Annotated in this window: 22 protein-coding genes; 7 read left to right on the top strand and 15 right to left on the bottom strand. The window is 72.1% G+C overall.

Going from position 1 to position 24,680, the window contains the following annotated elements:
* Positions 1-19: 19 nt before the first annotated feature.
* From Sco07f_RS05960 to Sco07f_RS05950, 3 genes are all read right to left on the bottom strand, one after another.
* Complete coding sequence (locus tag Sco07f_RS05960) at positions 20-478, bottom strand: hypothetical protein (protein ID WP_007388868.1); 459 nt, start codon at positions 476-478, stop codon at positions 20-22.
* 6 nt (positions 479-484) lie between these two features.
* Entirely contained in the window at positions 485-1,072 is a 588-nt protein-coding gene (locus Sco07f_RS05955) for an RNA 2'-phosphotransferase (protein ID WP_087790292.1), read from the bottom strand.
* 110 nt (positions 1,073-1,182) lie between these two features.
* Positions 1,183-2,940, bottom strand: coding sequence for an SDR family oxidoreductase (locus Sco07f_RS05950; RefSeq protein WP_108987179.1), 1,758 nt, complete (start codon positions 2,938-2,940; stop codon positions 1,183-1,185).
* A 274-nt stretch (positions 2,941-3,214) separates the two neighbouring features.
* Between Sco07f_RS05950 and Sco07f_RS05945 the strand changes: the two genes are divergently transcribed.
* From Sco07f_RS05945 to Sco07f_RS05930, 4 genes are read left to right on the top strand one after another with little or no spacing between them, the layout of a single operon-like run.
* Complete coding sequence (locus Sco07f_RS05945) at positions 3,215-4,177, top strand: ABC transporter ATP-binding protein (RefSeq protein WP_007388890.1); 963 nt, start codon at positions 3,215-3,217, stop codon at positions 4,175-4,177.
* Positions 4,167-5,078: an ABC transporter permease gene (locus Sco07f_RS05940; RefSeq protein ID WP_108987178.1), complete on the top strand. Its 912-nt coding sequence runs from the start codon at positions 4,167-4,169 to the stop codon at positions 5,076-5,078. The genes Sco07f_RS05945 and Sco07f_RS05940 overlap by 11 nt, the downstream gene beginning before the upstream one ends.
* Positions 5,075-5,986: an ABC transporter ATP-binding protein gene (locus tag Sco07f_RS05935; protein ID WP_007388892.1), complete on the top strand. Its 912-nt coding sequence runs from the start codon at positions 5,075-5,077 to the stop codon at positions 5,984-5,986. The genes Sco07f_RS05940 and Sco07f_RS05935 overlap by 4 nt, the downstream gene beginning before the upstream one ends.
* An 11-nt stretch (positions 5,987-5,997) precedes the next feature.
* Positions 5,998-6,717: an ABC transporter permease subunit gene (locus Sco07f_RS05930; protein ID WP_007388893.1), complete on the top strand. Its 720-nt coding sequence runs from the start codon at positions 5,998-6,000 to the stop codon at positions 6,715-6,717.
* A 320-nt stretch (positions 6,718-7,037) separates the two neighbouring features.
* Here Sco07f_RS05930 and Sco07f_RS05925 read toward each other — a convergent pair whose 3' ends face one another.
* The 9 genes from Sco07f_RS05925 to Sco07f_RS05885 form a co-directional block, all read right to left on the bottom strand.
* Positions 7,038-7,880 (bottom strand): HAD family hydrolase, encoded by an 843-nt coding sequence (locus Sco07f_RS05925; RefSeq protein WP_054102967.1) that lies wholly within the window; start codon positions 7,878-7,880, stop codon positions 7,038-7,040.
* On the bottom strand, positions 7,877-9,154 hold the full coding sequence (gene serS / locus Sco07f_RS05920) for a serine--tRNA ligase (protein WP_042822506.1): 1,278 nt from the start codon (positions 9,152-9,154) through the stop codon (positions 7,877-7,879). The genes Sco07f_RS05925 and serS overlap by 4 nt, the downstream gene beginning before the upstream one ends.
* A gap of 509 nt (positions 9,155-9,663) precedes the next feature.
* Positions 9,664-10,596: a prephenate dehydratase gene (gene pheA / locus Sco07f_RS05915; RefSeq protein ID WP_054102966.1), complete on the bottom strand. Its 933-nt coding sequence runs from the start codon at positions 10,594-10,596 to the stop codon at positions 9,664-9,666.
* A 79-nt stretch (positions 10,597-10,675) separates the two neighbouring features.
* Positions 10,676-11,968 carry an iron uptake transporter deferrochelatase/peroxidase subunit gene (efeB, locus tag Sco07f_RS05910; protein ID WP_108987177.1) on the bottom strand — a complete coding sequence of 431 codons (1,293 nt, stop codon included), beginning with the start codon at positions 11,966-11,968 and terminating at the stop codon, positions 10,676-10,678.
* A gap of 8 nt (positions 11,969-11,976) precedes the next feature.
* A complete protein-coding gene (locus Sco07f_RS05905) occupies positions 11,977-14,193 on the bottom strand; it encodes a copper resistance CopC/CopD family protein (protein WP_108987176.1) in 2,217 nt (738 codons plus the stop codon).
* A 13-nt stretch (positions 14,194-14,206) separates the two neighbouring features.
* Positions 14,207-14,722, bottom strand: coding sequence for a copper chaperone PCu(A)C (locus Sco07f_RS05900; RefSeq protein WP_054102963.1), 516 nt, complete (start codon positions 14,720-14,722; stop codon positions 14,207-14,209).
* Entirely contained in the window at positions 14,719-15,369 is a 651-nt protein-coding gene (locus Sco07f_RS05895; RefSeq protein WP_087790297.1) for an SCO family protein, read from the bottom strand. The genes Sco07f_RS05900 and Sco07f_RS05895 overlap by 4 nt, the downstream gene beginning before the upstream one ends.
* 133 nt (positions 15,370-15,502) lie before the next feature.
* Positions 15,503-16,261, bottom strand: coding sequence for a YcnI family copper-binding membrane protein (locus Sco07f_RS05890; RefSeq protein ID WP_007388878.1), 759 nt, complete (start codon positions 16,259-16,261; stop codon positions 15,503-15,505).
* A 131-nt stretch (positions 16,262-16,392) separates the two neighbouring features.
* A complete protein-coding gene (locus tag Sco07f_RS05885; protein ID WP_108987175.1) occupies positions 16,393-17,232 on the bottom strand; it encodes a hypothetical protein in 840 nt (279 codons plus the stop codon).
* Between the two features lie 242 nt (positions 17,233-17,474).
* On the opposite strand from Sco07f_RS05885, the gene Sco07f_RS05875 reads away from it, so the two are divergent.
* Entirely contained in the window at positions 17,475-17,939 is a 465-nt protein-coding gene (locus Sco07f_RS05875; protein WP_108987174.1) for an ATP-binding protein, read from the top strand.
* A gap of 67 nt (positions 17,940-18,006) precedes the next feature.
* On the opposite strand, the gene Sco07f_RS05870 is transcribed toward Sco07f_RS05875, so the two are convergent.
* Positions 18,007-19,473 (bottom strand): aminopeptidase P family protein, encoded by a 1,467-nt coding sequence (locus tag Sco07f_RS05870; protein ID WP_108987414.1) that lies wholly within the window; start codon positions 19,471-19,473, stop codon positions 18,007-18,009.
* Positions 19,474-19,616: 143 nt separating this feature from the next.
* Complete coding sequence (locus tag Sco07f_RS05865) at positions 19,617-21,050, bottom strand: PP2C family protein-serine/threonine phosphatase (RefSeq protein WP_108987173.1); 1,434 nt, start codon at positions 21,048-21,050, stop codon at positions 19,617-19,619.
* Positions 21,051-21,709: 659 nt separating this feature from the next.
* Here Sco07f_RS05865 and Sco07f_RS05860 point away from each other — a divergent pair.
* Positions 21,710-22,375 carry a bifunctional DNA primase/polymerase gene (locus tag Sco07f_RS05860; RefSeq protein ID WP_054102961.1) on the top strand — a complete coding sequence of 222 codons (666 nt, stop codon included), beginning with the start codon at positions 21,710-21,712 and terminating at the stop codon, positions 22,373-22,375.
* Positions 22,376-22,430: 55 nt separating this feature from the next.
* Positions 22,431-23,252 (top strand): hypothetical protein, encoded by an 822-nt coding sequence (locus Sco07f_RS05855; protein WP_108987172.1) that lies wholly within the window; start codon positions 22,431-22,433, stop codon positions 23,250-23,252.
* A 243-nt stretch (positions 23,253-23,495) separates the two neighbouring features.
* Here Sco07f_RS05855 and Sco07f_RS05850 read toward each other — a convergent pair whose 3' ends face one another.
* Positions 23,496-24,461 carry a DUF5926 family protein gene (locus Sco07f_RS05850; protein WP_108987171.1) on the bottom strand — a complete coding sequence of 322 codons (966 nt, stop codon included), beginning with the start codon at positions 24,459-24,461 and terminating at the stop codon, positions 23,496-23,498.
* Positions 24,462-24,680 lie beyond the last annotated feature (219 nt).

The following is a 24,680-nucleotide window of genomic DNA, read 5'->3' as shown; positions in this document are numbered from 1 at the left end:
CGTGAAACAGCCTTCGGCGTCACCGTACGCGGCTGCTCAGCCACGGACTGAGGAAGATCATCGGCACGTACTCCCGGTGGGTGCGGTCGCCGGGCAGAGGGACGACCAGGTGGTAGCCGGGCGGGAAGCGGCGCCCCTTGACGAAGGCACGGTCGCCGAACACCGAGCGCAGGAACGCGGGCACATCGTCGCGCGGGATGTCGGGGCACTCCACGTTCTCGACGGTGATCAGGGCGTCGTCCTCGGGGAAGAGCCGGACGCTCACCCGGGGGACCCCGCCGAACTCGACGAACGCCTCGTGCGGGAGGGACCCGTCGGCGTCGGTGGTCACCCCCACGCCCGCGGCGCTGCGGCGGGAGGTCTGGTCGGCGCCGATGTCGTCGCCGACTTCGATCTCCAGCGCGAACTCCTCCGCGATGGCACGCAGCGCGGTGACGGCGGACTGGGTGGTGGGGAGGTGCTCCATGCCTTCGATCATGCGGGGTCAGTGCGGGGCGGGAAAGCGCAGATAGCGGGACGGGACGGATTTCGTCAGCCAGACCCCGTTGGCACTGACGTGGAAGACATGTCCGTCGCGGTGCATGGCGGCCGAGTCCACCGCGAGCACGACGGGCCGGCCGCGGCGGGCTCCGACCCGGGTCGCGGTCGCGCGATCGGGAGAGAGATGCACGTCGTGCCGGTTCATCGGCCGCAGCCCCTCGGCGCGGATGGCTTCCAGGGACCGGGCCACCGTCCCGTGGTAGAGGTACGGCGGCGGGGTCGCCGACGGCAGGCCGAGATCCACGTGGATGCTGTGGCCCTGGCTGGCGCGGATGCGGGTGCCCTCGACGGCGAAGCGCCGCTTGTCGTTGGTGGCGACCACGTGGTCGAGCTCCGCGTGGGTGAAGCGGAAGCCGTGTGCGGTCGCCGCGGCGATCAGCGTGTCGATCTCGACCCAGCCGCCCTCGTCGAGCGTGAGCCCGATTTTCTCCGGCTGGTGGCGCAGGTGCTTCGACAGGTACTTGGACACCTTCACCGTGCGTCGGTCGTCGGATGTGCCCTCGTGTCTGTCGTCCTTGTGTTCCTCTTGCATGGCTTCAGCCTGCCTGGTGAGACACGCGTCACGCGATCGCTTTTGCCGCCGAGGTTTGATCCACAGTCAAGTCGAGTTATCCACAGGCCTGTTGAGGCTTCCTGTGGAAACTACAGGGGCGGCTTCACCCGCGCGAGGCGCCGCAACACCCGTGGGGCGAAGCGGGACATGAGGTGAGCACCCCGTGCCTCCGGTGTCACCGGGACCACGGCCCTGTTGTGCACGACGGCCTCGAGCACGGCGTCAGCCACCTTCTCCGGCGGGTAGTTGCGCATCTCGTACAGCCGGGAAGTGCGCTGCTGCCGGCGCTTCTCCTCCGTCGCGTCGACACCCGCGAAGTGCGCCGTGGCCGTGATGTTGGTGTTGACCAGGCCGGGGCAGATCGCCGTGACCCCGATCCCCCGGCCGGCCAGCTCGGCCCGCAGGCACTCGCTCAGCATCAGCACGGCCGCTTTGGAGGTGGCGTAGGCGGGCAGCGCCCTGGAGGGCTGGAAGGCCGCCGCCGACGCGGTGTTGACGATGTGCCCGCCCTGCCCGCGCTCGGCCATCTGCCGGCCGAACAGACGGCAGCCGTGGATGACGCCCCACAGGTTGACGTCCAGGACCTTCTGCCAGTCCTGGGGCGTGGTGTCGAAGAAGGAGCCCGACAGGCCGATCCCGGCGTTGTTCACGAGCACGTCCACCACGCCGTACTCGGCGGCGACCCTGGCCGCCAGCTTCTCCATGGCCTGCGCGTCGGAGACGTCCACGGTCTCCGCCCAGGCGGCCGGCGCGCCGATCAGCCGGGACAGCTCCGCGGTCCGGGTGGCGGCCTCGGCGTCCCGGTCGACGGCCACCACGCGCGCACCGGCCTCGGCGAACGCGAACGCCGTCGCCCGCCCGATGCCGTTGCCCGCACCGGTGACCAGGACCAGCTGGCCGCCGAAGCGGTCGGCGTACTTCCCCTTCGCCGCGGCCCCGGGGCGGCCGTCCTCGGTGGCGGTGACGAAGTCCGTGATCCAGTCCGCCAGCCGGTCCGGCCGGGTGCGCGGCACCCAGTGCTTCGCGGGCAGTGTGCGCCGGGTGAGTCGCGGCGCCCACAGCTCGAGCCCGTCGTAGAGACGCTCCGACAGGAACGCGTCGCCGAGGGGCGTGATGAGCTGCACGGGCGCGTGCGCGTAGGCGTCCTCGCGCGGCCTGCGCAGCCGGGGCCGGACGTTGTCCCGGTACAGCCACGCCCCGTGTGCGGCGTCCGACGGCAGGGAGGCGGTCGGGTAGTCGCCGCCGGGCACCTTCTCGACGCGCTCCAGGATGCCCGGCCAGCGCTTGCCGAGGGGGCCGCGCCAGGCCAGCTCCGGGAGGACGGGGGTGTGCAGCAGGTAGACGTACCAGGACTTGGCGCCCTGGCCGAGGAGCTGTCCGACCCGGCGCGGGGTGGGCCGCCTGAGGCGTTTGTTGATCCAGTGCCCGAAGTGGTCGAGGGAGGGGCCGGACATCGAGGTGAAGGAGGCGATGCGGCCCTCGGTGCGCTTGACCGTGACGAACTCCCAGGACTGCACCGAGCCCCAGTCGTGGCCCACCAGGTGCACCGGACGGTCCGGGCTGACCGCGTCGGCCACGGCCAGGAAGTCGTCCGTCAGCTTCTCCAGCGTGAACCCGCCCCGCAGCGGGCTCGGCGCGGTGGACCTGCCGTGGCCGCGGACGTCGTACAGGACCACGTGGAAGCGGCCGGCCAGGCGGGCGGCGACCTCGGACCAGACCTCCTTGCTGTCCGGGTAGCCGTGCACCAGGACGACCGTGGGCTGCCGCGGATCGCCCAGCTCCGCCACGCACAGCTCGATCCCGCCCGTGTGAACCCAGCGCTCCCGCGCACCGTCCAGCACCGTCATTCCTCCTCCGCCCCGCGCCACTCGTGCGGCAGCCCGTGCACCGGCCTGAAGGCGCTTCCCCCGCTACTCGTCCGTAACGACGCCGCCGAATCTCCCAGTTGTTAGACCCAACGTCAATAGGGAGCGCAGGGCGGCGTGGGCGAGTCGGAGAGCCGCACCGTGGCTCTCAGGTACGGCATCCCCTACGGGCCCGTACTACTCGAGACTGACGCGAAGACGGCTCTTCGGTCTGACGACCGCGGTGGCGCCCGTCACTACTGTCGTGGATGTGACTGTGATCGCGACCGAAAGCCTGAGCAAGCGGTTCCCCCGGGTGACCGCGCTCGACCGGCTCTCCGTGGACGTCGGACCCGGTGTGACCGGACTCGTCGGTGCCAACGGCGCCGGCAAGTCCACTCTGATCAAGATCCTGCTGGGTCTGTCTCCCGCCAGCGAGGGCCGGGCCGAAGTGCTCGGACTCGATGTCGCCACCAAGGGCGCCGACATCCGCGAGCGGGTCGGCTACATGCCGGAACACGACTGCCTGCCACCCGACGTCTCGGCCACCGAGTTCGTCGTCCACATGGCACGCATGTCCGGCCTGCCGCCCACCGCCGCCCGCGAGCGCACGGCCGACACCCTGCGCCACGTCGGCCTGTACGAGGAGCGCTACCGCCCCATCGGCGGCTACTCGACGGGCATGAAGCAGCGCGTGAAGCTCGCGCAGGCCCTCGTCCACGATCCCCAGCTGGTCTTCCTCGACGAGCCGACCAACGGCCTCGACCCGGTCGGCCGCGACGAGATGCTCGGCCTCATCCGCCGCATCCACACGGACTTCGGCATCTCCGTCCTGGTCACCTCCCACCTGCTGGGCGAGCTGGAACGCACCTGCGACCACGTCGTCGTCGTGGACGGCGGCAAGCTGCTGCGCTCCAGCTCCACCACGGACTTCACCCAGACCACCACGACCCTCGCGATCGAGGTCACCGACACCGACGAGCACCCCGACGGCACCCGGGCGGTGCGCGACGCGCTCGACGCGCGCGGGGTGACCGTCCAGGACGGCAGCGGCCTGCCCGGCGCCGGCCACGTCCTGCTGCTCACCGCGGCGGGCGAGGAGACCTACGACCTCGTCCGGGACGTCATAGCCGACCTCGGCCTCGGCCTGGTCCGCATGGAGCAGCGCCGGCACCACATCTCGGAGGTCTTCACCGACAGCGACGCAGCACGGAAGGAGGCGGTCGGCCATGGCAGCTGAACAGCCCACAGCCACGGTGGCACCGGGTGACCAGACCCGCATCCACAACATCGGCTACCGCAGTTACGACGGCCCCCGCCTCGGCCGCGCCTACGCCCGCCGGTCGCTGTACTCGCAGTCCCTGCGCGGTGCCTACGGCCTCGGCCGCTCGGCCAAGTCCAAGGTGCTGCCGATGCTGCTCTTCGTGGTGATGTGCCTCCCGGCGGGCATCATGGTCGCCGTCGCCGTCGCCACCAAGGCCAACGACCTGCCCGTGGACTACACGCGCTACGCGATCGTCCTCCAGGCCGTCATCAGTCTCTACGTCGCGGCCCAGGCCCCGCAGTCCGTCTCGCGCGACCTGCGCTTCAGGACCGTCCCGCTGTACTTCTCCCGGCCGATCGAGACCTCCGACTACGTGCGCGCCAAGTACGCCTCGCTGGCCTCCGCCCTGTTCATCCTCACCGCCGCACCCCTGCTGGTGCTCTACGTGGGTGCGCTGCTCGCCAAACTCGACTTCGCGGACCAGACCAAGGGGTTCGCCCAGGGACTGGTCTCCGTGGCACTGCTCTCCCTGCTCTTCGCCGGTCTCGGCCTGGTCGTGGCATCGGTCACCCCGCGCCGCGGCTTCGGCATCGCGGCCGTCATCGCCGTCCTGACCATCACCTACGGCGCGGTCTCCACGCTCCAGGCCATCGCGGACGTCCAGGGCAGCTCCGGAGCCGTCGCCTGGATAGGCCTGTTCTCGCCGATCACCCTCATCGACGGAGTGCAGTCCGCCTTCCTGGGCGCCACCTCGGCCTTCCCCGGCGGGGTCGGCCCGAGCAACGGTGAGGGCGCCGTCTACGCCCTCGTCACCCTCGGCCTGATCGCCGGCGCCTACGGCCTGCTGATGCGCCGCTACAAGAAGGTGGGACTGTGACCACGCTGAACATCGACCACGTCTCCCGCTGGTTCGGCAACGTGGTCGCCGTCAACGACGTCACCATGACGATCGGCCCCGGCGTCACCGGACTGCTCGGCCCCAACGGCGCGGGAAAGTCCACCCTCATCAACATGATGGGCGGTTTCCTCGCCCCCTCCACCGGCAGCGTCACCCTCGACGGCCAGCCGGTCTGGCGCAACGAGGACATCTACAAGCACATCGGCATCGTCCCCGAGCGGGAGGCGATGTACGACTTCCTCACCGGCCGCGAGTTCGTCCTCGCCAACGCCGAGCTGCACGGCCTGGGCGCCAAGGCGGCCGACGAGGCGCTGGCCACCGTGGAGATGGCCTACGCCCAGGACCGGAAGATCGCCACCTACTCCAAGGGCATGCGCCAGCGGGTCAAGATGGCCTCCGCCCTGGTCCACCAGCCGTCGCTGCTCCTGCTCGACGAGCCGTTCAACGGCATGGACCCGCGCCAGCGCATGCAGCTGATGGACCTGCTGCGGCGCATGGGCGACGAGGGCCGCACCGTGCTGTTCTCCTCGCACATCCTCGAAGAGGTCGAACAGCTCGCCTGGCACATCGAGGTCATCGTCGCAGGACGCCACGCGGCCAGCGGCGACTTCCGCAAGATCCGCCGCCTGATGACCGACCGGCCGCACCGCTACCTGGTGCGTTCCAGCGACGACCGGGCCCTCGCGGCAGCGCTGATCGCCGACCCGTCGACGTCCGGCATCGAGGTCGACCTCGCCGAGGGCGCCCTGCGCATCCAGGCCGTCGACTTCGGCCGGTTCACGGCCCTGCTGCCGAAGGTCGCCCGCGACCACGGCATCCGGCTCCTCACGGTCTCGCCGTCCGACGAGTCCCTCGAGTCCGTCTTCTCGTATCTCGTCGCGGCGTAGGAGGCCGAAGAATGTACGACCCCACAGTCGCCCGGCTCACCTACCGGGCTCTGCTCGGCCGCCGCCGGGCCCTCATCCTGGGCGCGCTCCCCCTGCTGCTGCTCGTCATCGCCGTCGCGGTGCGCGCCCTCGCCGGAGCCGACGACCAGACAGCGGCGGACGTGCTGGGCGGCTTCGCCCTCGCCACCATGGTGCCGATCATCGGCGTCATCGCCGGCACCGGCGCCATCGGCCCCGAGATCGACGACGGCTCGGTGGTGTACCTGCTGTCCAAGCCCATCAAGCGGCCGACGATCATCTTCACCAAGCTGATCGTCGCGATAGCCGTGACGATGGTCTTCTCCGCCGTGCCCACCCTCCTCGCCGGTCTGATCCTCAACGGCAACGGTCAGCAGGTCGCCGTCGCCTACACGATCGCCGCGCTCGTCGCATCCATCGCCTACGCCGCCCTGTTCCTGCTGCTGGGCACCGTCTCCCGGCACGCGGTGGTCTTCGGGCTCGTCTACGCCCTGGTCTGGGAGGCCCTGTTCGGCTCCCTGGTGCCCGGGGCCCGCACGCTGAGCGTCCAGCAGTGGTCGCTGGCGGTGGCCCAGAAGGTCGCCGACGGGAACCTGGTGACGTCCGACGTCGGCCTGCCCACCGCGACGGTGCTGCTCGCCGCGGTGACCGTGCTCGCCACCTGGTACGCCGGCCAGAAGCTGCGGTCGCTGACCCTCGCCGGGGAGGAGTGACCGGGTCTCTCAGCACCTGGTGAGGAGTCGGTACGGGCCTCGGCGACGGGCGCCGTGGCCCGCCGGCCGTCGGTAACGCGACGTACGTCCGCATTTAATCGGTGGCGCCCGGCTTTCCGCGGCGGCACTGTGGGGGATGCACGAGGCCGGACGGTGTCGGCGCATCGGGAGGCCGCTTCGAGCACGCGGAACGTCCCGCGTGGGCCGACCCGACGGGGACGCCGACACTGTCCGGACCGTGTGGCGGGGCACCGTGGGTCAGGGCTACGAGCTGCGCCGAGGACCCGGCGGCCCTCCTGGCACGGCCCCCGGCCCCGGAGTCAGACCGACAGACGCTCCAGTACCACCGCGATGCCGTCCTCGTCGTTGGAGGAGGTCACCTCGTCGGCCACCGCCTTCAGCTCCTCGTGGGCGTTGGCCATCGCCACGCCCCGGGCCGCCCAGCCGAACATCGGGACGTCGTTGGGCATGTCGCCGAACGCGATGGTGTCCGCGGCCTTCAGGCCGAGCCGGCGTGCCGCGAGCGAGAGGCCGGTCGCCTTGGACAGACCGAGGGGGAGCAGTTCGACGACGCCCGCGCCGGCCATGGTCACCGTGACGAAGCCACCGGCCGCGTTCCGGGCCACCTCGGCCAGCTCGTCGTCCGACAGGGTCGGATGCTGGATGTAGATCTTGTTCAGCGGCGCCGACCACAGGTCCGAGGCGTCGGTGAACGGCAGTGCGGGAAGGTCGCCCCCGACCTCGTACCCCGGGCCGACCAGTACGTCGCCGTCCAGGCCGTCCCGGCTCGCCGCCAGGTACAGCGGGCCGGTCTCCGCCTCGATCTTGGCCAGTGCCACCCCGGCCAGCTGCCGGTCCAGGGTCACGGAGGTCAGCAGCCGGTGCTCGCCGGCGTGGTAGACCTGCGCGCCCTGACCGCAGACGGCCAGCCCGTCGTAGCCGAGGTCGTCCAGGATGTGCCGGGTCCACGGCACCGCCCGCCCGGTGACCACGATGTGGGCCGCGCCCGCCGCGGTGGCCGCGGCGAGCGCGTCACGGGTGCGCTGCGAGATCGTGTCGTCGCCGCGCAGCAGCGTGCCGTCGAGGTCGGTCGCGATCAGCCGGTACGGGAAACCTCCGGCGGGTCCGGTGCCGGGGACCGTGGCGGTGCCGGTGTCAGTCACTTGGCCACCGGCTCCAGGACCTCCCGGCCGCCCAGGTACGGGCGGAGCACCTCGGGCACGCGGACCGAGCCGTCGGCCTGCTGGTGGTTCTCCAGGATCGCCACGATCGTGCGCGGAACGGCGCACAGCGTGCCGTTGAGCGTGGCCAGCGGGCGCACCTTCTTGCCCTCCCGGACGCGGATCGACAGCCGGCGGGACTGGAACTCGGTGCAGTCCGAGGTCGAGGTCAGCTCGCGGTACTTGCCCTGGGTCGGGATCCACGCCTCGCAGTCGTACTTGCGGGCGGCCGAGGAGCCCAGGTCGGCCGAGGCCACGTCGATCACCCGGAACGGCAGTTCCAGCGACGTCAGCCACTGCTTCTCCCACTCCAGCAGGCGCTGGTGCTCGGCCTGCGTGTCCTCGGGGAGGACGTAGGAGAACATCTCGACCTTGTCGAACTGGTGCACGCGGAAGATGCCCCGGGTGTCCTTGCCGTGCGAACCCGCCTCCCGGCGGAAGCAGGGCGAGAAGCCGGCGTAGCGCAGCGGCAGGCGCTCGGCGTCCAGGATCTCGTCCATGTGGTACGCGGCGAGCGGCACCTCGGACGTGCCGACCAGGTACAGGTCGTCCTTGTCGAGGTGGTAGACGTCCTGCGCGGCCTGGCCCAGGAAGCCGGTGCCGGCCATCGACTGCGGACGCACCAGCGCCGGGGTCAGCATCGGCGTGAACCCGGCCGCCGTGGCCTGCGCGATCGCCGCGTTGACCAGGGCGAGCTCGAGGAGAGCGCCCACGCCGGTCAGGAAGTAGAAGCGCGAACCGGAGACCTTGGCGCCGCGCTCCACGTCGATGGCGCCGAGCAGCTGGCCCAGCTCCAGGTGGTCCTTGGGCTCGAAGCCCTCGGCGGCGAAGTCGCGGTGCGTGCCGTGCGTCTCGAGCGTGACGAAGTCCTCCTCGCCGCCGACGGGCACGTCGGGGTGGACGAGGTTGCCGAGCCGCTGGAGCAGCTCCTGGGTCTCGGCGTCGGCCGCGTCGCGTTCGGCGTCGGCGGCCTTGACGTCCGTCTTGAGCTGCTCGGCCCGCTTGAGCAGCTCGGCCTTCTCGTCTCCGGCGGCCTTGCCGATCAGCTTGCCGAGGCCCTTCTGCTCGGCGCGCAGCTCGTCGAAGCGGACGCCGGACGACCTGCGCCGTTCGTCGGCGGACAGGAGGGAGTCGACGAGCGCGACGTCCTCTCCACGGGCGCGCTGCGACGCGCGCACACGGTCGGGGTCCTCACGGAGCAGGCGAAGGTCAATCACGTGGTCAAGGCTACCGGTGCGCGGTGTCGGGTCTCGACCCACTATTGCCGGGCGCGGGACACGGGCCCCGTTCGACCGGTCAACGAAGCGAGGTGGTGTCCCCGGAACGAGGCGCCGTACGGGCGGGAGGTTGACCGGAATCCCTTGTGGAGAACGGGACTTGGGCCGGCACTGTCCACAGGGGTCCACAGTCGGGAAAAGTTATCCACAGGGTGTGCGAAAGATCTGTGGATTCACGGAACTGATCCTTCCAAAATCCGGAAGGTGGGCTGACCAAACCCTCCGAGCCCCCTCTTTCGAGTGAAAACGGGACGCTCGGCGTCACTCCGGAGAATGGGGTGCAAGAAACAGGTGGACGAAGGGTGACCTGGCCCCCTGTGGGTGAATGGGTGGGCCGTAGGGGGATATGTCGACTGAATGCCACTTCGTTGTCGACTTGTCCCCAGGTCGAGATGAGGACCTGTGGATAACTTCTGTGGACAACGAAAATCAGCAGATAGGCCCGGCGATCAGAACCGGCCGTCCTGGCAGCGTGCCACCCAGTCCGCCGCCGCCACGAAGGCCTCGTCCGAGGTCCCCGGCCGCAGCGCGGCCACGTCCGCCGGCGCGACCTCCGCACGCGGATACGACCCGAGGTAGCGCACCTGGAGGCAGGACCGCTTCAGGCCCATCAACGCGTCGGCCACCCGCCGGTCGGAGATGTGCCCCTCGGCGTCGATGCAGAAGCAGTAGTTGCCGATGCCCGCACCGGTGGGCCGGGACTGCAGCAGCATCAGGTTGACGCCCCGGGTGGCGAACTCGCCCAGCAGATCGCGCAGGCCGCCGGGGTGGTCGTCACGCTGCCAGAGCACGACGGAGGTCTTGTCCGCGCCGGTCGGAGCGGCGGGCCGGGCCGGGCGGCCGACCAGTACGAAGCGGGTCTGGGCGTTCTCTGCGTCGTGGATGTCGGCCTCCAGCACCTCGAGGCCGTAGCGTTCGGCGGCGAACTCTCCGGCGAAGGCCGCGTCGTACCGCCCCTCCTGCACCAGGCGGGCGCCGTCCGCGTTGGAGGCGGCCGATTCCCAGGCGGCGTCCGGGAGGTGTGCCTTGAGCCAGTTGCGGACCTGGGGCTGGGCGGCCGGGTGCGCGGTGACCGTCTTGATGTCCGACAGCTTGGTGCCGGGGCGGACCAGCAGGGCGAAGGTGATGGAGAGCAGCACCTCGCGGTAGATCATCAGCGGCTGGCCGGCGACCAGCTCGTCGAGGGTGGTGGTGATGCCGCCCTCGACGGAGTTCTCGATCGGCACGAACGCGGCCTCGGCCTCGCCGGTGCGCACCGCGTCGAGCGCGGACTGGACGGAGACGTACGGGACCAGTTCCCGGGTCGCCGTCTCCGGGAGGGTGCGCAGGGCGACTTCGGTGAAGGTGCCTTCAGGGCCGAGATACGCGTAACTGGCTGGCATGTCCTCACCCTAATGGGCCCGGGAGCGCCCGGCTCACGCGTCTCGTACAAGCCCCTCCGCGGGGTGACGCGCTCCGGATTCACCCTTCCAGCAGCCGCTGCCCCACGTACTCTCCCTCCGGCGCCCCGCCCGGCACCGCGAACAGGCCGCTCGCCTCGTGCCGGATGAACCGCGACAGCGCGTCGCCCCGGTCCAGCTTGCGCTGCACGGGCACGAAGCCCCGCAGCGGATCGGCCTGCCAGCAGATGAAGAGCAGGCCGGCGTCCGGGACGCCGTCGGCGTCGAAGCCGTCGTGGTACGAGAAGGGGCGGCGGACCATGGCCGCGCCGCCGTTCTGGTCCGGGCGCGTGATCCGGGCGTGGGCGTCGATCGGAACGGCCAGTTCTCCGGACGCGTCCGTCTTCTCCAGGTCCATCTCCGTCGTCTCGGTGGCGTCGCCGCCTGCGGACAGCGGCGACCCGTCGGACTTGCGACGCCCGATGACGCCCTCCTGCGCCTTGAGCGACAGCTTCTCCCAGTCGTCGAGGAGCATGCGGATACGGCGTACGACGACGTAGGAGCCGTTCGCCATCCAGGCCGGGCCGCTCTTGCCGGTTCCGGCCCCCTCCGGAACGAAGATCCGCTCGTCGAAGTCGGCGTCGGCGGGCTTGGGGTTGCGGGTGCCGTCGACCTGGCCCATGAGATTGCGGGCCGTCATGGGGTGGGCGGTGGCACCCGGAGAACGGTTGAAGCCGTTCATCTGCCAGCGGATGCGGGCGGCCGTCCCGGCGTCCTGCTGGATCGCGCGCAGGGCGTGGAAGGCCACCAGGGCGTCGTCGGCGCCGATCTGCACCCACAGGTCGCCGTTGCTGCGCTTCTTGTCGAGGTGGTCGGAGGAGAAGTCGGGGAGCGGGTCGAGCGCGACCGGGCGCTGCTGCTCCAGTCCGGTCCGGCCGAAGAAGCTGTGTCCGAAGCCGAAGGTGACGGTCAGCGAGGACGGCCCGGCGTCCCGGGCCACGTCCGTGTCACGGGTCGCGGCCGGTTCGCCCGCCATCAGCCGCCGGGCCGTGTCGGACCAGCGGCGCAGGAGTGCGGCGGCCTCCTTGCGGCCGGCGCCGGGCGCGAGGTCGAAGGCGACGAGGTGGCCGCGGGCCTGCATGGCGGTGGTGATGCCGGGCTGATGTTTCCCGTGAAACATCGCCCGCCCGCTGCCGAGCGAGGCAAGGGGTGTGGCGGCGGAGGAGGGCGCGGCGGCGTAACCCGCGGCGGCGCCCGCCGCGCCGAGGACGAGCCCGGTGGCGCCGGCGGTGCCGAGCAGCCGCCGTCGCGAGATGCCCTCCGGGGTGGTGGTGTCCTCGGCGCTGCGGGCCTGGGGGACGGACTGGTCAGCCATGGTGCGGTTCAGCCGATCTGCGCGTTCTTGGAGAGAGTGACCTGGTCGATGTCGGAGGTCCGTACGGTGACGGCGACTTCCCAGTCTCCGGCCATCGGGATCTGTACTTGGCTCGCCGACCAGTGGCCGGTGGTGATGTGGTCGGGCGCGACGGGCAGGGGCCCGATGTCCTTGGCCTTCTGGGTGAGGGCCACCTTCACCTCGGGGATGTCGAAGGCGGTCCCGTCCGGGCGTTCGACGTAGAGGTGCAGATCGTTGGAGCCGACCCGTGCGGGGTCGAGTTCGACTCGTACGACGCCCTTGCCGTTCTGGCCGCCGGTGTCGAAGGGCATGTCCAGTGTCACCGCGCCGGTGGAGGGGGCGGCGGTGGCGGCGGAGGCCGCCCCGGCGGCCTTGGCCTCCTCCTCGGTGCGGCCCGGCTCGGTCTGGGTCAGGAGGGTGGTGACGGCGAGCAGGACGACGGCGACGCCCGCCTCGGCGAGCACGGAGCGGCGCAGTCCGAAGCGGTGCGGGTCGGAGTCCCGTTGCCGCTTCTGCCGGGCGGCGTCCACGGCCGCGCGCTGCCGGGCGAGCTGCGCGGCACGCTTGGAGCCGCCGGACCCCTTCCCGGCACCGGAACCCTTCCCGGCACCGGAACCCTTCCCGGCACCGGAACCCTTCCCGGCACCGGAACCCTTCCCGGCACCGGAACCCTTCCCGGCACCGGAACCCTTCCCGGCACCGGACGCCTTCCCCGCGCCGGACGTCTTCCCGGCAGCCTCGCCCTTCTCCGCGGTAGCGGTCTTGGTCGCCGCCGCGGTCCTCTCCACGCTGTCGGTCTTGGCCGCCGTTCCGGATTTCTCCGCGGTTGCGGTCTTGGCCGCCGCCGCGGTCTTCTCCGAGGTTCCGGTCTTTCCTGACGTTCGGGTCTTCTCCGAGGCTTTCGCCTCGTCGTTCCCACGGCCGCCCGACGCTGCCACGCGTTCCTTCTTCCGCTGCCCGGCGACGGCGGGCACCGCCTCCGCCAGCTGTGCCGTCCAGCGCCGGGAGAAGTACGCGACGCCGACGAGCACCGCCACGAGCCCGATCTTGACGAGGAGCAGCTGCCCGTACCGGGTGTCGGTGAAGGCCGTCCAGGAGCCGAGCTGGCGCCAGGACTGGTAGGTGCCGGTCGCCACCAGCGCGACCACGCTGCCGAAGGCGACGCGCGAGAACCGGCGTACGGCGAGGGCGGGCACCGGTGTGTCCGCCGGGCCGCGGTACAGGGCGACGAGCAGTGCGGTGAGCCCGCCGAGCCAGGTGGCGACGGCGATCAGGTGGACGACGTCGACCGGCATGGCGAGACCGGCCTGGAGGCCGACGGAGGCGTGCTCGGACATGGCCCAGGTCGCCGCGAGACCGGCCGCCACGACGCTGCCGCCGACCGCGAGCCCGAAGGTGAGGTCCCGCTTCTCCTCGTCCTCCCTCTTGTCGTACGCGCCGAAGAGCACGGCGATGAACAGCGCGGCCGCCGCGAGCAGCAGCAGCCGGGAGACCAGCGCGGCGCCGGCCTTGGTCTGCAGCACCTCTCCGAGCAGGCTCAGGTCGAAGATGTCGGCGGCCTTCCCGGAGCCGGTGTAGGAGCCGCGCAGCAGGAGGAGCAGGAGGGTGGCGGCGGTCAGCGCGAGCCAGCCGGAGACGACGAACCGCTGCACGACGCGCACTCCCGAGCCGCGCGGCCAGCAGGCGAGCACGAAGGCGGCACCGCCCACCAGGACGGCGAAGGCCGCGTAGGACACGTACCGCCCGACGCCGTACAGCCCGCCGACGAACCCGCCGCCCGCCGCCTGCCCGGAGACGGAGACCGAGGTCTCGGAGGGGGCGCCGACGGAGAAGGTGTAGGCGCCGGCCACCGGGTGGCTGTCGGCGGAGACGACCTGGTAGGCCACGGTGTAGGTGCCGTCGGGCAGCCCGGCGTGCAGTTTCACGGAGTACGTCGTGCCGCCGGTGCCGGACGGTCTGCCGTCGTCGACGCGTTTGCCCTTGGGGTCCAGGACGCGCAGTGAGTCGTCGTCCATGGAGACCGACTCGGAGAAGGTGAGCGACACCTGGGCCGGGGCCTTGTCGACCACCGCCCCCTGCCGGGGGTCGCTGCCGGTCAGCGCGGCGTGCGCGGAGGCCGGTGCGGCGCCGGCCAGCAGCGCGCAGGCCGCGGCCAGGAGCAGCAGCACCAGGGTCCGGACGCGCGGGGCGATGGTCTGCGTCAAGGTGGTCCCTCCCTCAGTGTCCGGAGTCTTCGGTGTGCCCGGAGTGTCCGGTGGTGGGCTGGTAGGTGGCCGCCTTCACGGGCAGCTCGACCGTGACGGGGCCGGAGTGGGCGAAGTGCAGTTCGACGGCGACCGACTGGCCCTGCTTCGGCTGTTGCTTCAGCTTCTCGAACATCAGGTGGTTCCCGCCGCTCTTGAACACGAGTTGACCGTGGGCGGGGACCTCGAGGCGGTCGGCCTGCTTCATGGTCCCGCCGACGGTCTCGTGCACGGTGACCTCGCCGGCCTCGCTGGTGACGGAGGTCAGTTCGTCCGCGGTGCCGCCCTCGTTGGTGATCGTGAGGAATCCGGCCGCCATCGAGTCGGAGACGGGCTGCGGTATGTAGGCGGCGTCGACGGAGAGTTCGGCGCCGGAGGCCGCGGAGTCGGAGTCCGAGCCGCCGCAGCCCGCGAGGGCCAGGGCGCCGATCACCGCGACGGCGGCGAGGGCGGGGCGGCGCTTCGGGGGCCCTCCCGCGGGCCGCCTCACGGGTTCTCCCCCTTGATGAGCTTGGGGAGGTCCTTGGTGTAGTCGTCGACCGTGGCGTCCTCGCCGTAGAGGACGTAGCCCGCGTCGGACTTCGGGGAGAAGGCGACGACCTGGGTGCCGTGGGTCGAGACGATCTCGCCGTCCTTGTCCTTGGTCGGCGGGTCGATCGAGATGCCGAGGGTGCGGGCGCCCGCCTGGATGGTGTCGAACTCGCCGGTGAGGCCGACGATCTGCGGGTCGATGCCCTTGAGCCACTTGCCGAGCGCGGCCGGGGTGTCGCGCTCCGGGTCGGTGCTGACGAACACGACGCGGAGCTTGTCCTGCTCCGCCTGGGAGAGCTGCTTCTTGGCCACGGCGATGTTGTTCATGGTCAGCGGGCAGACGTCGGGGCAGTGGGTGTAGCCGAAGTAGATGAGGGTGGGCTTGCCGGCGGTCTGCTCGCGCAGGTCGTACTTCTTGCCCTGGGTGTCGGTGAGGACCAGGTCGGGCTTCTCGAAGGGCTTGTCGAGGACGGTGGCGGCCTGCTGGCTGTTGTCCTCGGAGACCACGGTCACGGGCTTGTCGCTGTCGGCGCCGCTGCCGCAGGCGGACAGCGTCAGAGTGGCGGCGGCGAGCAGGGCGGCCATGGCGAACGTCTTCTTGCGCATAGAAAAATGTCCCAGATGTGAAGTGCTCCGGTGCGCGCCGGGGTCCGTCGGACGGACCGACGGACGGTGTCCGGCGCGCACCGGACGAGAGGATGCGCCGGCGAGGGACGCCGACGCACCGGCACGGGAGCTGTTACGCCGCCGTGCCGGAGTTGCGCCGACGGCCGGCCAGCACGCCGTACGCGACGCCCGCCGCACCGACGACGATGCCGGCAATGCCGAGGACGCGGGCGGTGGTGTCACTGCCGTCTCCGGAGCCGGAGTCCGACGCGGAGGTGTCGGCGGCGGTGTTCTGAGCGGCCGCCTCGGTGTCGTCGGCCTTCGCGTCCGAGCCCGAGGCGCCGTGGGCGTCGTCCTCGGCCGCGGACAGCTTGAGCACGGGCGCCGGGGTGTCGGGCTCTTCCTGGCCCTCCTGCGGCACCTCGATCCAGCGCACGACCTCCTTGTTGGAGTACGTCTGGATCGCCTTGAACACCAGCTGGTCGGCGTCCTCGGGCAGCGCGCCGATGGACACCGGGAACTTCTGGAAGTAGCCGGGCTCGACGCCCTTGCCGTCGGCGGTCCAGGTCACCTTGGTGACGACCTCGGTGATCTGCTTGCCGTGCGACTCCAGCGGCTTGGCCGGCTTGGCCTTGGTGACCTCGGCCTTCCAGCCCGGGACCGGCTGCGGCATCACGGACGCCAGCGGGTGGTCGGTCGGGAAGTTGACCTCCAGCTTGGTGGTGGAGGCGTTGTCGCGCTCGTTGGGGACCTTGAAGTCGACGACCGCGTAGCCGCCCTTGGCGGCGGCGCCCTCCGGCTGCACGCTGACGTGCGCGAAGGCGGGAGCGGACAGGGCGAGGACGGCGATGCCGGACACGGCGCCGGCGGCGGCGATACGGGAAGCCTTCATGGACGGAGTACTCCGCTTCGTGGGGGCACCGGTGGTGAGCCGGTGCCGGGTGACGGGAGGAATGCGCGCACGCGCGCGAGCCGCACGACGGCGGCCCCTCCCGGGGGAAGCGGGACGGCGGTCGCGTCGTGTCAGGCGGCGAGGGCGAACGCGCCACTCGGCGGACCGCGCCTGACGACCGTGTGCTGGAGCGCGGTGGTACGGGGCCCGGGCGGCACCCACAGGGCGGGACGCGGCAGCCGGGGGCCCGTACCGGGGGCACCGGCGAGCCCTGCGTGCAGGGTGCGCACCAGGGAGAGCGCGGCACGCAGGGCGCGGACGAACGCCGCTTCGGCCACGGAGTGGGCCGAGTGCGCCGACAGTTCGACGAGCCGGGCCAGTGCCAGGTCCCCGCGCCGCAGCAGCCAGCCGGTGGCCAGGGCCGCGAGGACGTGACCGAGCAGCATCGGCAGGGATGGCAGCAGCGGGGCGGAGGTACCGGCGGTGGACAGGGCGTCGGCCGGGTGGTGCGCCGCGCCGGTGGTGACGTCGGGGGCGACGCGCGCGTCGGTGAGGATGCGCTGGGCCTGGGTGGGGCTGATCGCCGCCGCGGTGGTCCCGCAGACCAGCCGTGCGGCCTGCTGGACCAGTGAGGCGTCGGACAGCGCGCCCGCCCCGCCGCCGGAGGCCGTGGCCGGGGCGGCGACGGTGGTGCCGTGCTGGCCGAGACCGAACAGGGCGTGCAGGGCGGTCTGTCCGAGGGTGAGCAGCGTCACGATGCCGGCCAGCGAGCGCAGGCGCCCGGCGAGCGGCACGGCGACCAGGACCGCCCCGAGGAATCCCGCGCCCAGCGACCACAGCGGAACGGTGGCGCAGGAGGCGAGGGTGTGTCCCGCCGCGGCCAGCACGACGCAGACCGCGGCGAACACCGCGGCCCGCAGGATCCGGAGGTCGTTCCCGGAGCGCGCCGTTGGCGGGTGGGGGGCAGTCATGGCGGGCTCATCATCGCACTCACGGCCCACACTCCGTACGGCAGGTCCACAAGATGCCGTACGGCCGGAAGGCGGGGAACGGTACCGAAGGTCACCTTCTGTCCACGAGTCGCCCGGCATACACCGATCGGCGGCGGTGACGCATCCGCCAGACGAGCGGTGTCACGGGCACAGCGTGCTTACGCCCGGGCATGAGGGGCAATACGTATCGGTATGTCGAGCCGCGGCCGGGAGGCTGGAGCATGAGCATCTGGTGGTCACTCCATTTGCGGCGCGAGGCTGCGAGCGTGCCCCTGGCCCGCCGGCTGCTGATCGGCACCATGGAGACCGCGGGCGTCGACCCCGACATCTCCTTCGACCTCTCCGTCGCGCTGAGCGAGGCCTGCGCCAACGCCGTCGAGCACGGTGGGGACGACGGGCCCGGCGGCCCCGGTGAGGCGTATCGGGTCACGGCCTACCTGGACGGCGAGCGGTGCCGTATCGAGGTCGCCGACACCGGCCCCGGTTTCCCCGCCGCCGCCGCGGGCGGACCGCAGGGCGTGGCCCGTCCGGCGCACCCGGAGGCCGAGAGCGGCCGCGGCCTGTGTCTCATCAGGGAGCTCGCCGACCACGTCCACATCGGCGGTACGCCGGGGTGCGCCGGTGCCGTGGTGAGCTTCGACAAGATCCTCAAGTGGCGCGAGAACGCCCCGCTGGTGGCGGTCTGAGGGAACGCCCCGAAGAACGGCGACGGCCGGGCACCCCGCGCGGGGTGCCCGGCCGTCGGACGGTGTGTCAGCCCTTGAGCGCGGCCATCCACTCCTCGACCTCGTCCGACCGGCGCGGCAGACCGGCGGACAGGTTCCGGTTGCCGTCGGCGGTGACGAGGATGTCGTCCTCGATGCGGACGCCGATGCCCCGGTACTCCTCGGGCACGGTCAGGTCGTCGGCCTGGAAGTACAGGCCCGGCTCGACGGTGAGCACCATGCCGGGCTCCAGCGTGCCGTCGACGTAGGCGTCGACGCGCGCCGCGGCGCAGTCGTGGACGTCCATGCCGAGCATGTGACCGGTGCCGTGCAGCGTCCAGCGGCGCTGCAGGCCCAGCTCGAGGACCCGCGCGACGGGACCCTCGACCAGACCCCACTCGACGAGCCGCTCGGCCAGCACCCGCTGGGAGGCGTCGTGGAAGTCCCGGAACTTGGCCCCCGGCTGCACCGCCGCGATGCCGGCCTCCTGGGAGTCGTACACGGCGTCGTAGATCTTCTTCTGGAGCTCGCTGTAGCGGCCGTTGATCGGCAGGGTGCGCGTCACGTCGGCGGTGTAGTACGTGTGCGTCTCCACGCCGGCGTCGAGCAGCAGCAGGTCGCCGGAGCGGACCGGGCCGTCGTTGCGGACCCAGTGCAGGGTGCAGGCGTGCGGGCCGGCGGCGCAGATGGAGCCGTAGCCGACGTCGTTGCCCTCGACGCGCGCGCGGAGGAAGAAGGTGCCCTCGATGTAGCGCTCGCTGGTCGCCTCCGCCTTGTCGAGGACCTTCACGACGTCCTCGAAACCGCGCACGGTGGAGTCGACGGCCTTCTGCAGCTCGCCGATCTCGAACTCGTCCTTGACCAGGCGGGCCTCGGAGAGGAAGACGCGCAGTTCCTCGTCGCGCTCGGCGGTGACCTTGTCGGTCAGGGCGGCCTCGATGCCGGCGTCGTAGCCGCGTACGACGCGCACCGGTCCGGTGGCCTCGCGCAGGCTGTCGGCCAGCTCGCGGACGTCGGAGGCGGGGATGCCGTACAGCTTCCCGGCCTCGGTGAGGGAGTGGCGGCGGCCGACCCACAGCTCGCCCATGCCGTTCAGCCAGAACTCGCCGTTCTCCCGGTCCGAGCGCGGCAGGAGGTAGAGCGTCGCGGTGTGGCCGTCGCCCTCGGGCTCCAGGACCAGGACGCCGTCGTCGGTCTGGTTGCCGGTCAGGTACGCGTACTCGACCGAGGCGCGGAACGCGTACTCCGTGTCGTTGGAGCGGGTCTTCAGGTTGCCCGCGGGGATCACCAGGCGCTCGCCGGGGAAGCGGGCGGACAGTGCGGCACGGCGGGCGGCGGTCTCGGCGGCCTGGGAGATCGGCTCCAGGTCGTGCAGTTCCGTGTCGGCCCAGCCGGACTTCATGTTCTCGGCCAGCTCGTCGGACACGCCCGGGTACAGGCCGTTCTTGCGCTGCTTGATCGGCTCCTCGGTCTCGTCCGGGGTCTCCGGGTTCTCCGGGGTGAGCTCCTCCGCCACGGTCATCCTCCTCGATACGGCACTGGACCACCCCCATCGTACGGTCGTACGGAAGGGGGCCCAGGGCCGAAGGGCCTGTTACAGGGAGGCGTAACCGTCCGTTATGCGTGACGTGCGGGGCGTCAGTGCGTTTCGGGTGCCCGTTATTCGAACCTGACCGCCAGCAGGACGACGTCCTCCTCGGAGTCCGCCTCCGCCCTGCCGCCGGGCAGCACCGTGCGCAGGACGTGTTCGACGACCGCGTCCGGGTCGTGGCGCGCGGCCCGGGGCACGCCCGCCGCCGCCGCGTGCAGCCGGGCGAAGGCCCGGTCGGCCGGGTCGCCGGTGCGGTGCAGGAGCCCGTCGGAGTAGAGCAGAACCGTCTCTCCGGGTTCGGCCTGGAGTTCCACGCTGGGCGCCTCCCAGCAGGCGAGCATGCCGAGCGGTGCGGAGACGGACGTCTCGACGAACTCCGTGCGCCGCTCCCCGATGAGCAGGGGCGGGCTGTGCCCGGCGCCGGCGAGGGTGATCCGGCGCAGGGCGGGCTCGCAGTAGCCGAAGAGCGCGGTGGCCGAGCGGGCCGGCTCGGTGAGCCGCAGCAGCAGCTCCAGATCGGACAGGACGGCGACCGGGTCCTCGCCCTCCATCACGGCGTACGCCCGCAGCGAGGCGCGCAGCCGTCCCATCGCGGCGACGGCGCTGGGCCCCGACCCGGTGACGGAGCCGACGGCGAGGCCGAGGGCGGCGTCCGGCAGCGGCAGCGCGTCGTACCAGTCGCCGCCGCCGCGCGGGCCGGTGCGGTGCCGGACGGCGAGCTGGACGCCGGGCACCCGGGGCAGGCGGGAGGGCAGCAGTTCCTCGGCCATCGTCGCCATGGCGGAGCGGGTGCGCTCGACCTCCAGGAGGCGGGTCAGGTGCTGCGCGGCGTACCGGACGTACAGGCCGGCGAGGTGGCGCTGCCGTTTTGCCGGTTCGGCGGGCTCGTCGTAGAGCCAGACGGCGGCGCCGAGGCGCGCGGTGCCCTCGGCGGACAGGGGCAGCGCGTAGCTGGCGGCGTAGCCGAGGCGGGCGGCGACCTCGCGGTGGCGGGGGTCGAGGGTCTTCTCGGCGAGCAGGTCGGGTTCGGCGACGCCGCCCTCGTCGACCGGCAGTCCGTCCAGGATCCGTCCGTAGGACAGGGCGCTGCGGGGCACGGTCTCGAGGTGGCCGAGGTCGGCGCGGGCGAGGCCGAGGCCGACGGTGGTGTCGGGGCCGAGTCCGTCGGCCGGTTCCAGTACGACGAGGCCGCGCCGGGCGCCGACCAGGGCGGCGCCGGCGCGCAGCAGTTCCTGGAGGCCGTCGGCGAGGGTGCCCGTGCGGACGAGGCGTTCGGTCAGTTCGTGCAGGGTCGTGAGGTCCGAGACCCAGCCGGCGAGCCGGTCCTGGAGCAGGGCGCCGGGGGCGCACGGGGTGCCTGAGGCGTCCGTGACGGCCGCGGTGTCCGTCGTGGGGGCTTCGGTCGCCGGGGAGGTGCCCGCGGCGGCGGACGCGACAGTGTGTGCGGGGGACGGAACCGTTGAATCGATTCCGGCCACTTTCGCTGGGTGCGGGGCGTTCATGGCGTCCGGCCTTTCGACCGGCGCTTACTGCTCAAAAGCATCGCAAACCCCCATGTCATTCTGCGCCGCTAGCAGTGTCTCCACATGTACACGCACTCGTAAGGGGATGTCCAGCATTGTCCTGCCGGGATTCGTGGTGTCCATGGGGTGCGAGCGGCCTCCTTCCCGACCCCTTGCGGAAAAGCGAGATTGGCTTGAAACTGCCCCAGAGGACGCCTTGTTGCGGTCGACTGGGGGTGCTTCACGGAGCGTCACAACGGTCGTGATGGGTACGTACTCGGAGAAGACCAGGGGTGGTTGGGGGCCACCTGGAACCTGGTGACGGACCCGGGCGTCCTATCCACCGACGACCGTGCCCCATCCTCCCGTGGCGGAGGCGGAGAGAAATACGCGCGACGGCAAAACGCCAGACTTCGCCACCCCCGCGCCACGCCCATGCTTTTGACAGACGCAGTGGCCGGACCGTCACGGACGCAGTCAGTGCTCGACCCACAGGGGTTTCCCTTGCCCTTGGCGGAGGTGTTCCCCGGGGAATCCCCGTGGGGGCGTCCCCCGGCAGGGGTGTGATGCGCCACCAGCAACGCACAGCGAAGTGATCGACACATGGTGTGAAGAGACCACGGTGTTGCCAGGCGTGCAACGGAAAGGAACGAGCGCTCATGCGCGAGATCCTCGGAAGGCGACGCAGGCTCCTGTCCCAGCACGACGACGGGCGGCCTGAGCTGATCGGCGCGGCCCTGACCTACGCGGCGCAATGGCGGTGGCCCGTGCTCCCGGGCGCGGCGGCGGACCCGCGGGCGCGCTCTCGCTGCTCCTGCCCCGACCCCGAGTGCACGGTGCCGGGCGCGCACCCCTTCGACCCCGGCCTCCTCGCCGCGACCACCGACGCCCGCATGGTGCGCTGGTGGTGGACCAACCGGCCGACCGCCCCGATCGTCCTGGCCACCGGGGGCGGCGCGCCGTGCGCCGTCTCCCTGCCCGCCCTGCCGGCCGCCCACGCCCTCGCCGCGCTCGACCGCGCCGGGCTGCGGATCGGCCCGGTCGTCGCGTCGCCGACCCGCTGGTCACTGCTGGTCAGGCCGTACTCCATGGAGCAGTTGGGCGAGCTGCTCTACGCCAAGGACTTCGTCCCCGGCTCCCTGCGTTTCCACGGCGAGGGCGGCTATCTCGCGCTGCCCCCGTCCGAGACCGGCGCCGGCACCGTCCGCTGGGAGCGGGCGCCGCTGCCCGGCTCCGCCGCGCCCTGGGTGCCGGACGTGGAGGCCGTGGTGGACGCGGTGGTCGACGCCCTCACTCGTACGGGTGTGAGCGCGCCCGAGTTGTAGGGGTGTCCGGCGCGCGCCGGGTCCGCGCCCGCTCCCGGTCGTTATCGTCCGCCCCATGCCGCTTCATGCTGGGGAGCACCGCGCCGTCGGCCCGCGCCGCGCCGGGCCACGCCGTTGCGGGCCGGACCGCCGGCGGCTCCGTCTCTACGGCCTGGTGGGTGTCGTGGTGTGCGCGGTCGTACTGCCGTTCGCCGTGGCGTCCGCGGGGCCTTCTGGCGACGGGAGCGAGGGGGCGCCCGTGACCGTGCCGCTCCTCGCGCGGGGCGGTGACGGAAAGGCGCCCGCGTCCGGGGCGGAGCCGGGCGCCTGGCCCGGGGCCGAGGCATGGGCCGGGGCCGGAACCGCATCGGACTCCGGGGTTGTCGGCTACGGCTCCGAGTCCGAGTCCGGGTCCGGGTCCGGGGGAGACGACCGTGTCGCGCCGGAGACCGAGCCCGACCGTTCGCCGCTGCCGCCCGGCCCTGCGCTGGCCGCGCGCTGCGGTCCCGAACTCACCTCTCCCGCGGGCGTCGAGGCGCAGACCTGCGTCCTGGCCAGGGGTGCGGAGACCTGGGCGCGGACCTACTACCGCAATGTCACCGGCGGTCCGCTCGAGTCCGTCCTGAGCCTCATGGGGCCCGACGGGCGCAGTGTGCGCACGCGCTGTGCGGTGAGCGCCGAGGACGCGCCGGGCACCTGTGAGACGCCACCGGACACCGGGAGCACGGCCCGGGGCGGGCTGTCGGGGTACACCGCGATCGCGGAGTTCGCGCGCCGGGCCGGGTACGGGCCGCTGCTGCTGCGTGCCGGAAGCGTCGGAAGCGCCGGAAGTGGCGGCGACGGCGGAGATGGCAGAGACGACGGAGACGGCAACTCGTCTGCGGAAACGCCCAGTTGACGGGCGACTGCGGTGCGTGTGCGACTCGGCACACGCAAAGACCCGGTTGCTGGCGACGGGGGATGCACCAGCAACCGGGCTACTGAAACGGTAACAAGAGATCGGCGGTTAGCAAATTCGATCTCCTGTTTTCCGGTCACCGACTGGCTTGTCTTTACCGGGAGTTGTGACCGGAGTCACGCGTTCGAAGGGCCCGCTCCGGCTGACCGGTCGGTCAGCCGGAGCGTCCTCGACGGCCGGGGCTCAGCTGAGCGTGACCTGCCGGTTGGTCAGACCACCGCGCGCCCGGCGCTCGTCGTGCGTGAGCGGAGCGTCCGCCGCCAGCGCCTCGGCGAGCCGCTCGGCGAACTCCGCGGCCGGCTTCTCGATGTCCTGCGCGGTGATCTCGCTCGGCAGGTCCCACACCGGCACGGTGAGCCCGTGGGCTCGGAAGGAGCCGACGAGGCGGGTGCCCTCACCGAGGGACGACCGGCCCGCGGCGTGCAGCCGGGCAAGGGCGTCCAGAAGCCGCTCCTCCTCGTGCGGCATGACCCAGCGCAGGTGGTTCTTGTCCGGCGTCTCGCACCAGTAGGCGGCGTCCACGCCCTGGAGCCGGACGGTGGGGATGGCCGCGGCGTTGGCCCGCTCCAGGGAGGCGGTGACGTCCGGCGTGGCGTTGTCCGGGTCCGGCACCCAGAACTCGAAGCCGGAGTGCACCTCCGGCTCGAACGCGCCCTCGGGGGCGAGCAGGTCCTGAAGCCGGGGACCGTCGGCCGGGGCGCGGCGCCCCTGCACCGGGGTGCCCGGCTCGGCGGTCAGCGCCCGCGCGAGGGTGTCGGCGAGGTCGCGGCTGATGTCGCCCGACGCCGTGTCGTTCTGGAGGCCGAGCAGGACCGAGCCGTCGTCGCGGCGCAGCGCGGGCCAGGCCATCGGCAGCACCGTGGCGAGCGTGACGGAGGGGACGCCCTCGGGCAGGCCGTCCCGCAGGGTCAGCCCGACCGTGGCCGCCGGCACCAGCTCCCGCAGCGCCACCCAGTCGCACTCGCCGGGCAGCCCCTCGAACGGGCGCTGCACCAGCGCGGTCGTGGCCTGTGCGGCGGTCCGGCCGTGACAGGCCTTGTACCGGCGGCCGCTGCCGCAGGGGCAGGGCTCGCGGGCGCCGACGACCGGGACCTCGGCATCGTCGAGTTGGGGCCGCTTGGCCTTCGTCTGGGGTCGCTTCTTGGCCATCGTGGGTGTCTCCCGGTTACGGCTCTACTCGTACGGGCGCGAGCCTAGCCGTTCCGGCCCCGGCCGACGGGACGCTGTGGACAACGGGCGGTCCGTGGCAACTCGCCCCGGCCGATGCCGTGCACGCGGCCGACGGACCGGCCCGGTGCGTCGAACGGACCGGGTCGGCCCACGCCCGTCGAAGGCACCGGCCCAAGTCGGCCCAAGCCGTGCACCGGA

It is taken from the genome of Streptomyces coelicoflavus (assembly GCF_003112555.1).
In the GTDB taxonomy this organism is placed as follows: domain Bacteria; phylum Actinomycetota; class Actinomycetes; order Streptomycetales; family Streptomycetaceae; genus Streptomyces; species Streptomyces coelicoflavus.
The sequence above is the reverse complement of the archived record's forward strand: the minus strand, read 5'-3'. Positions and strand labels throughout refer to the sequence as shown.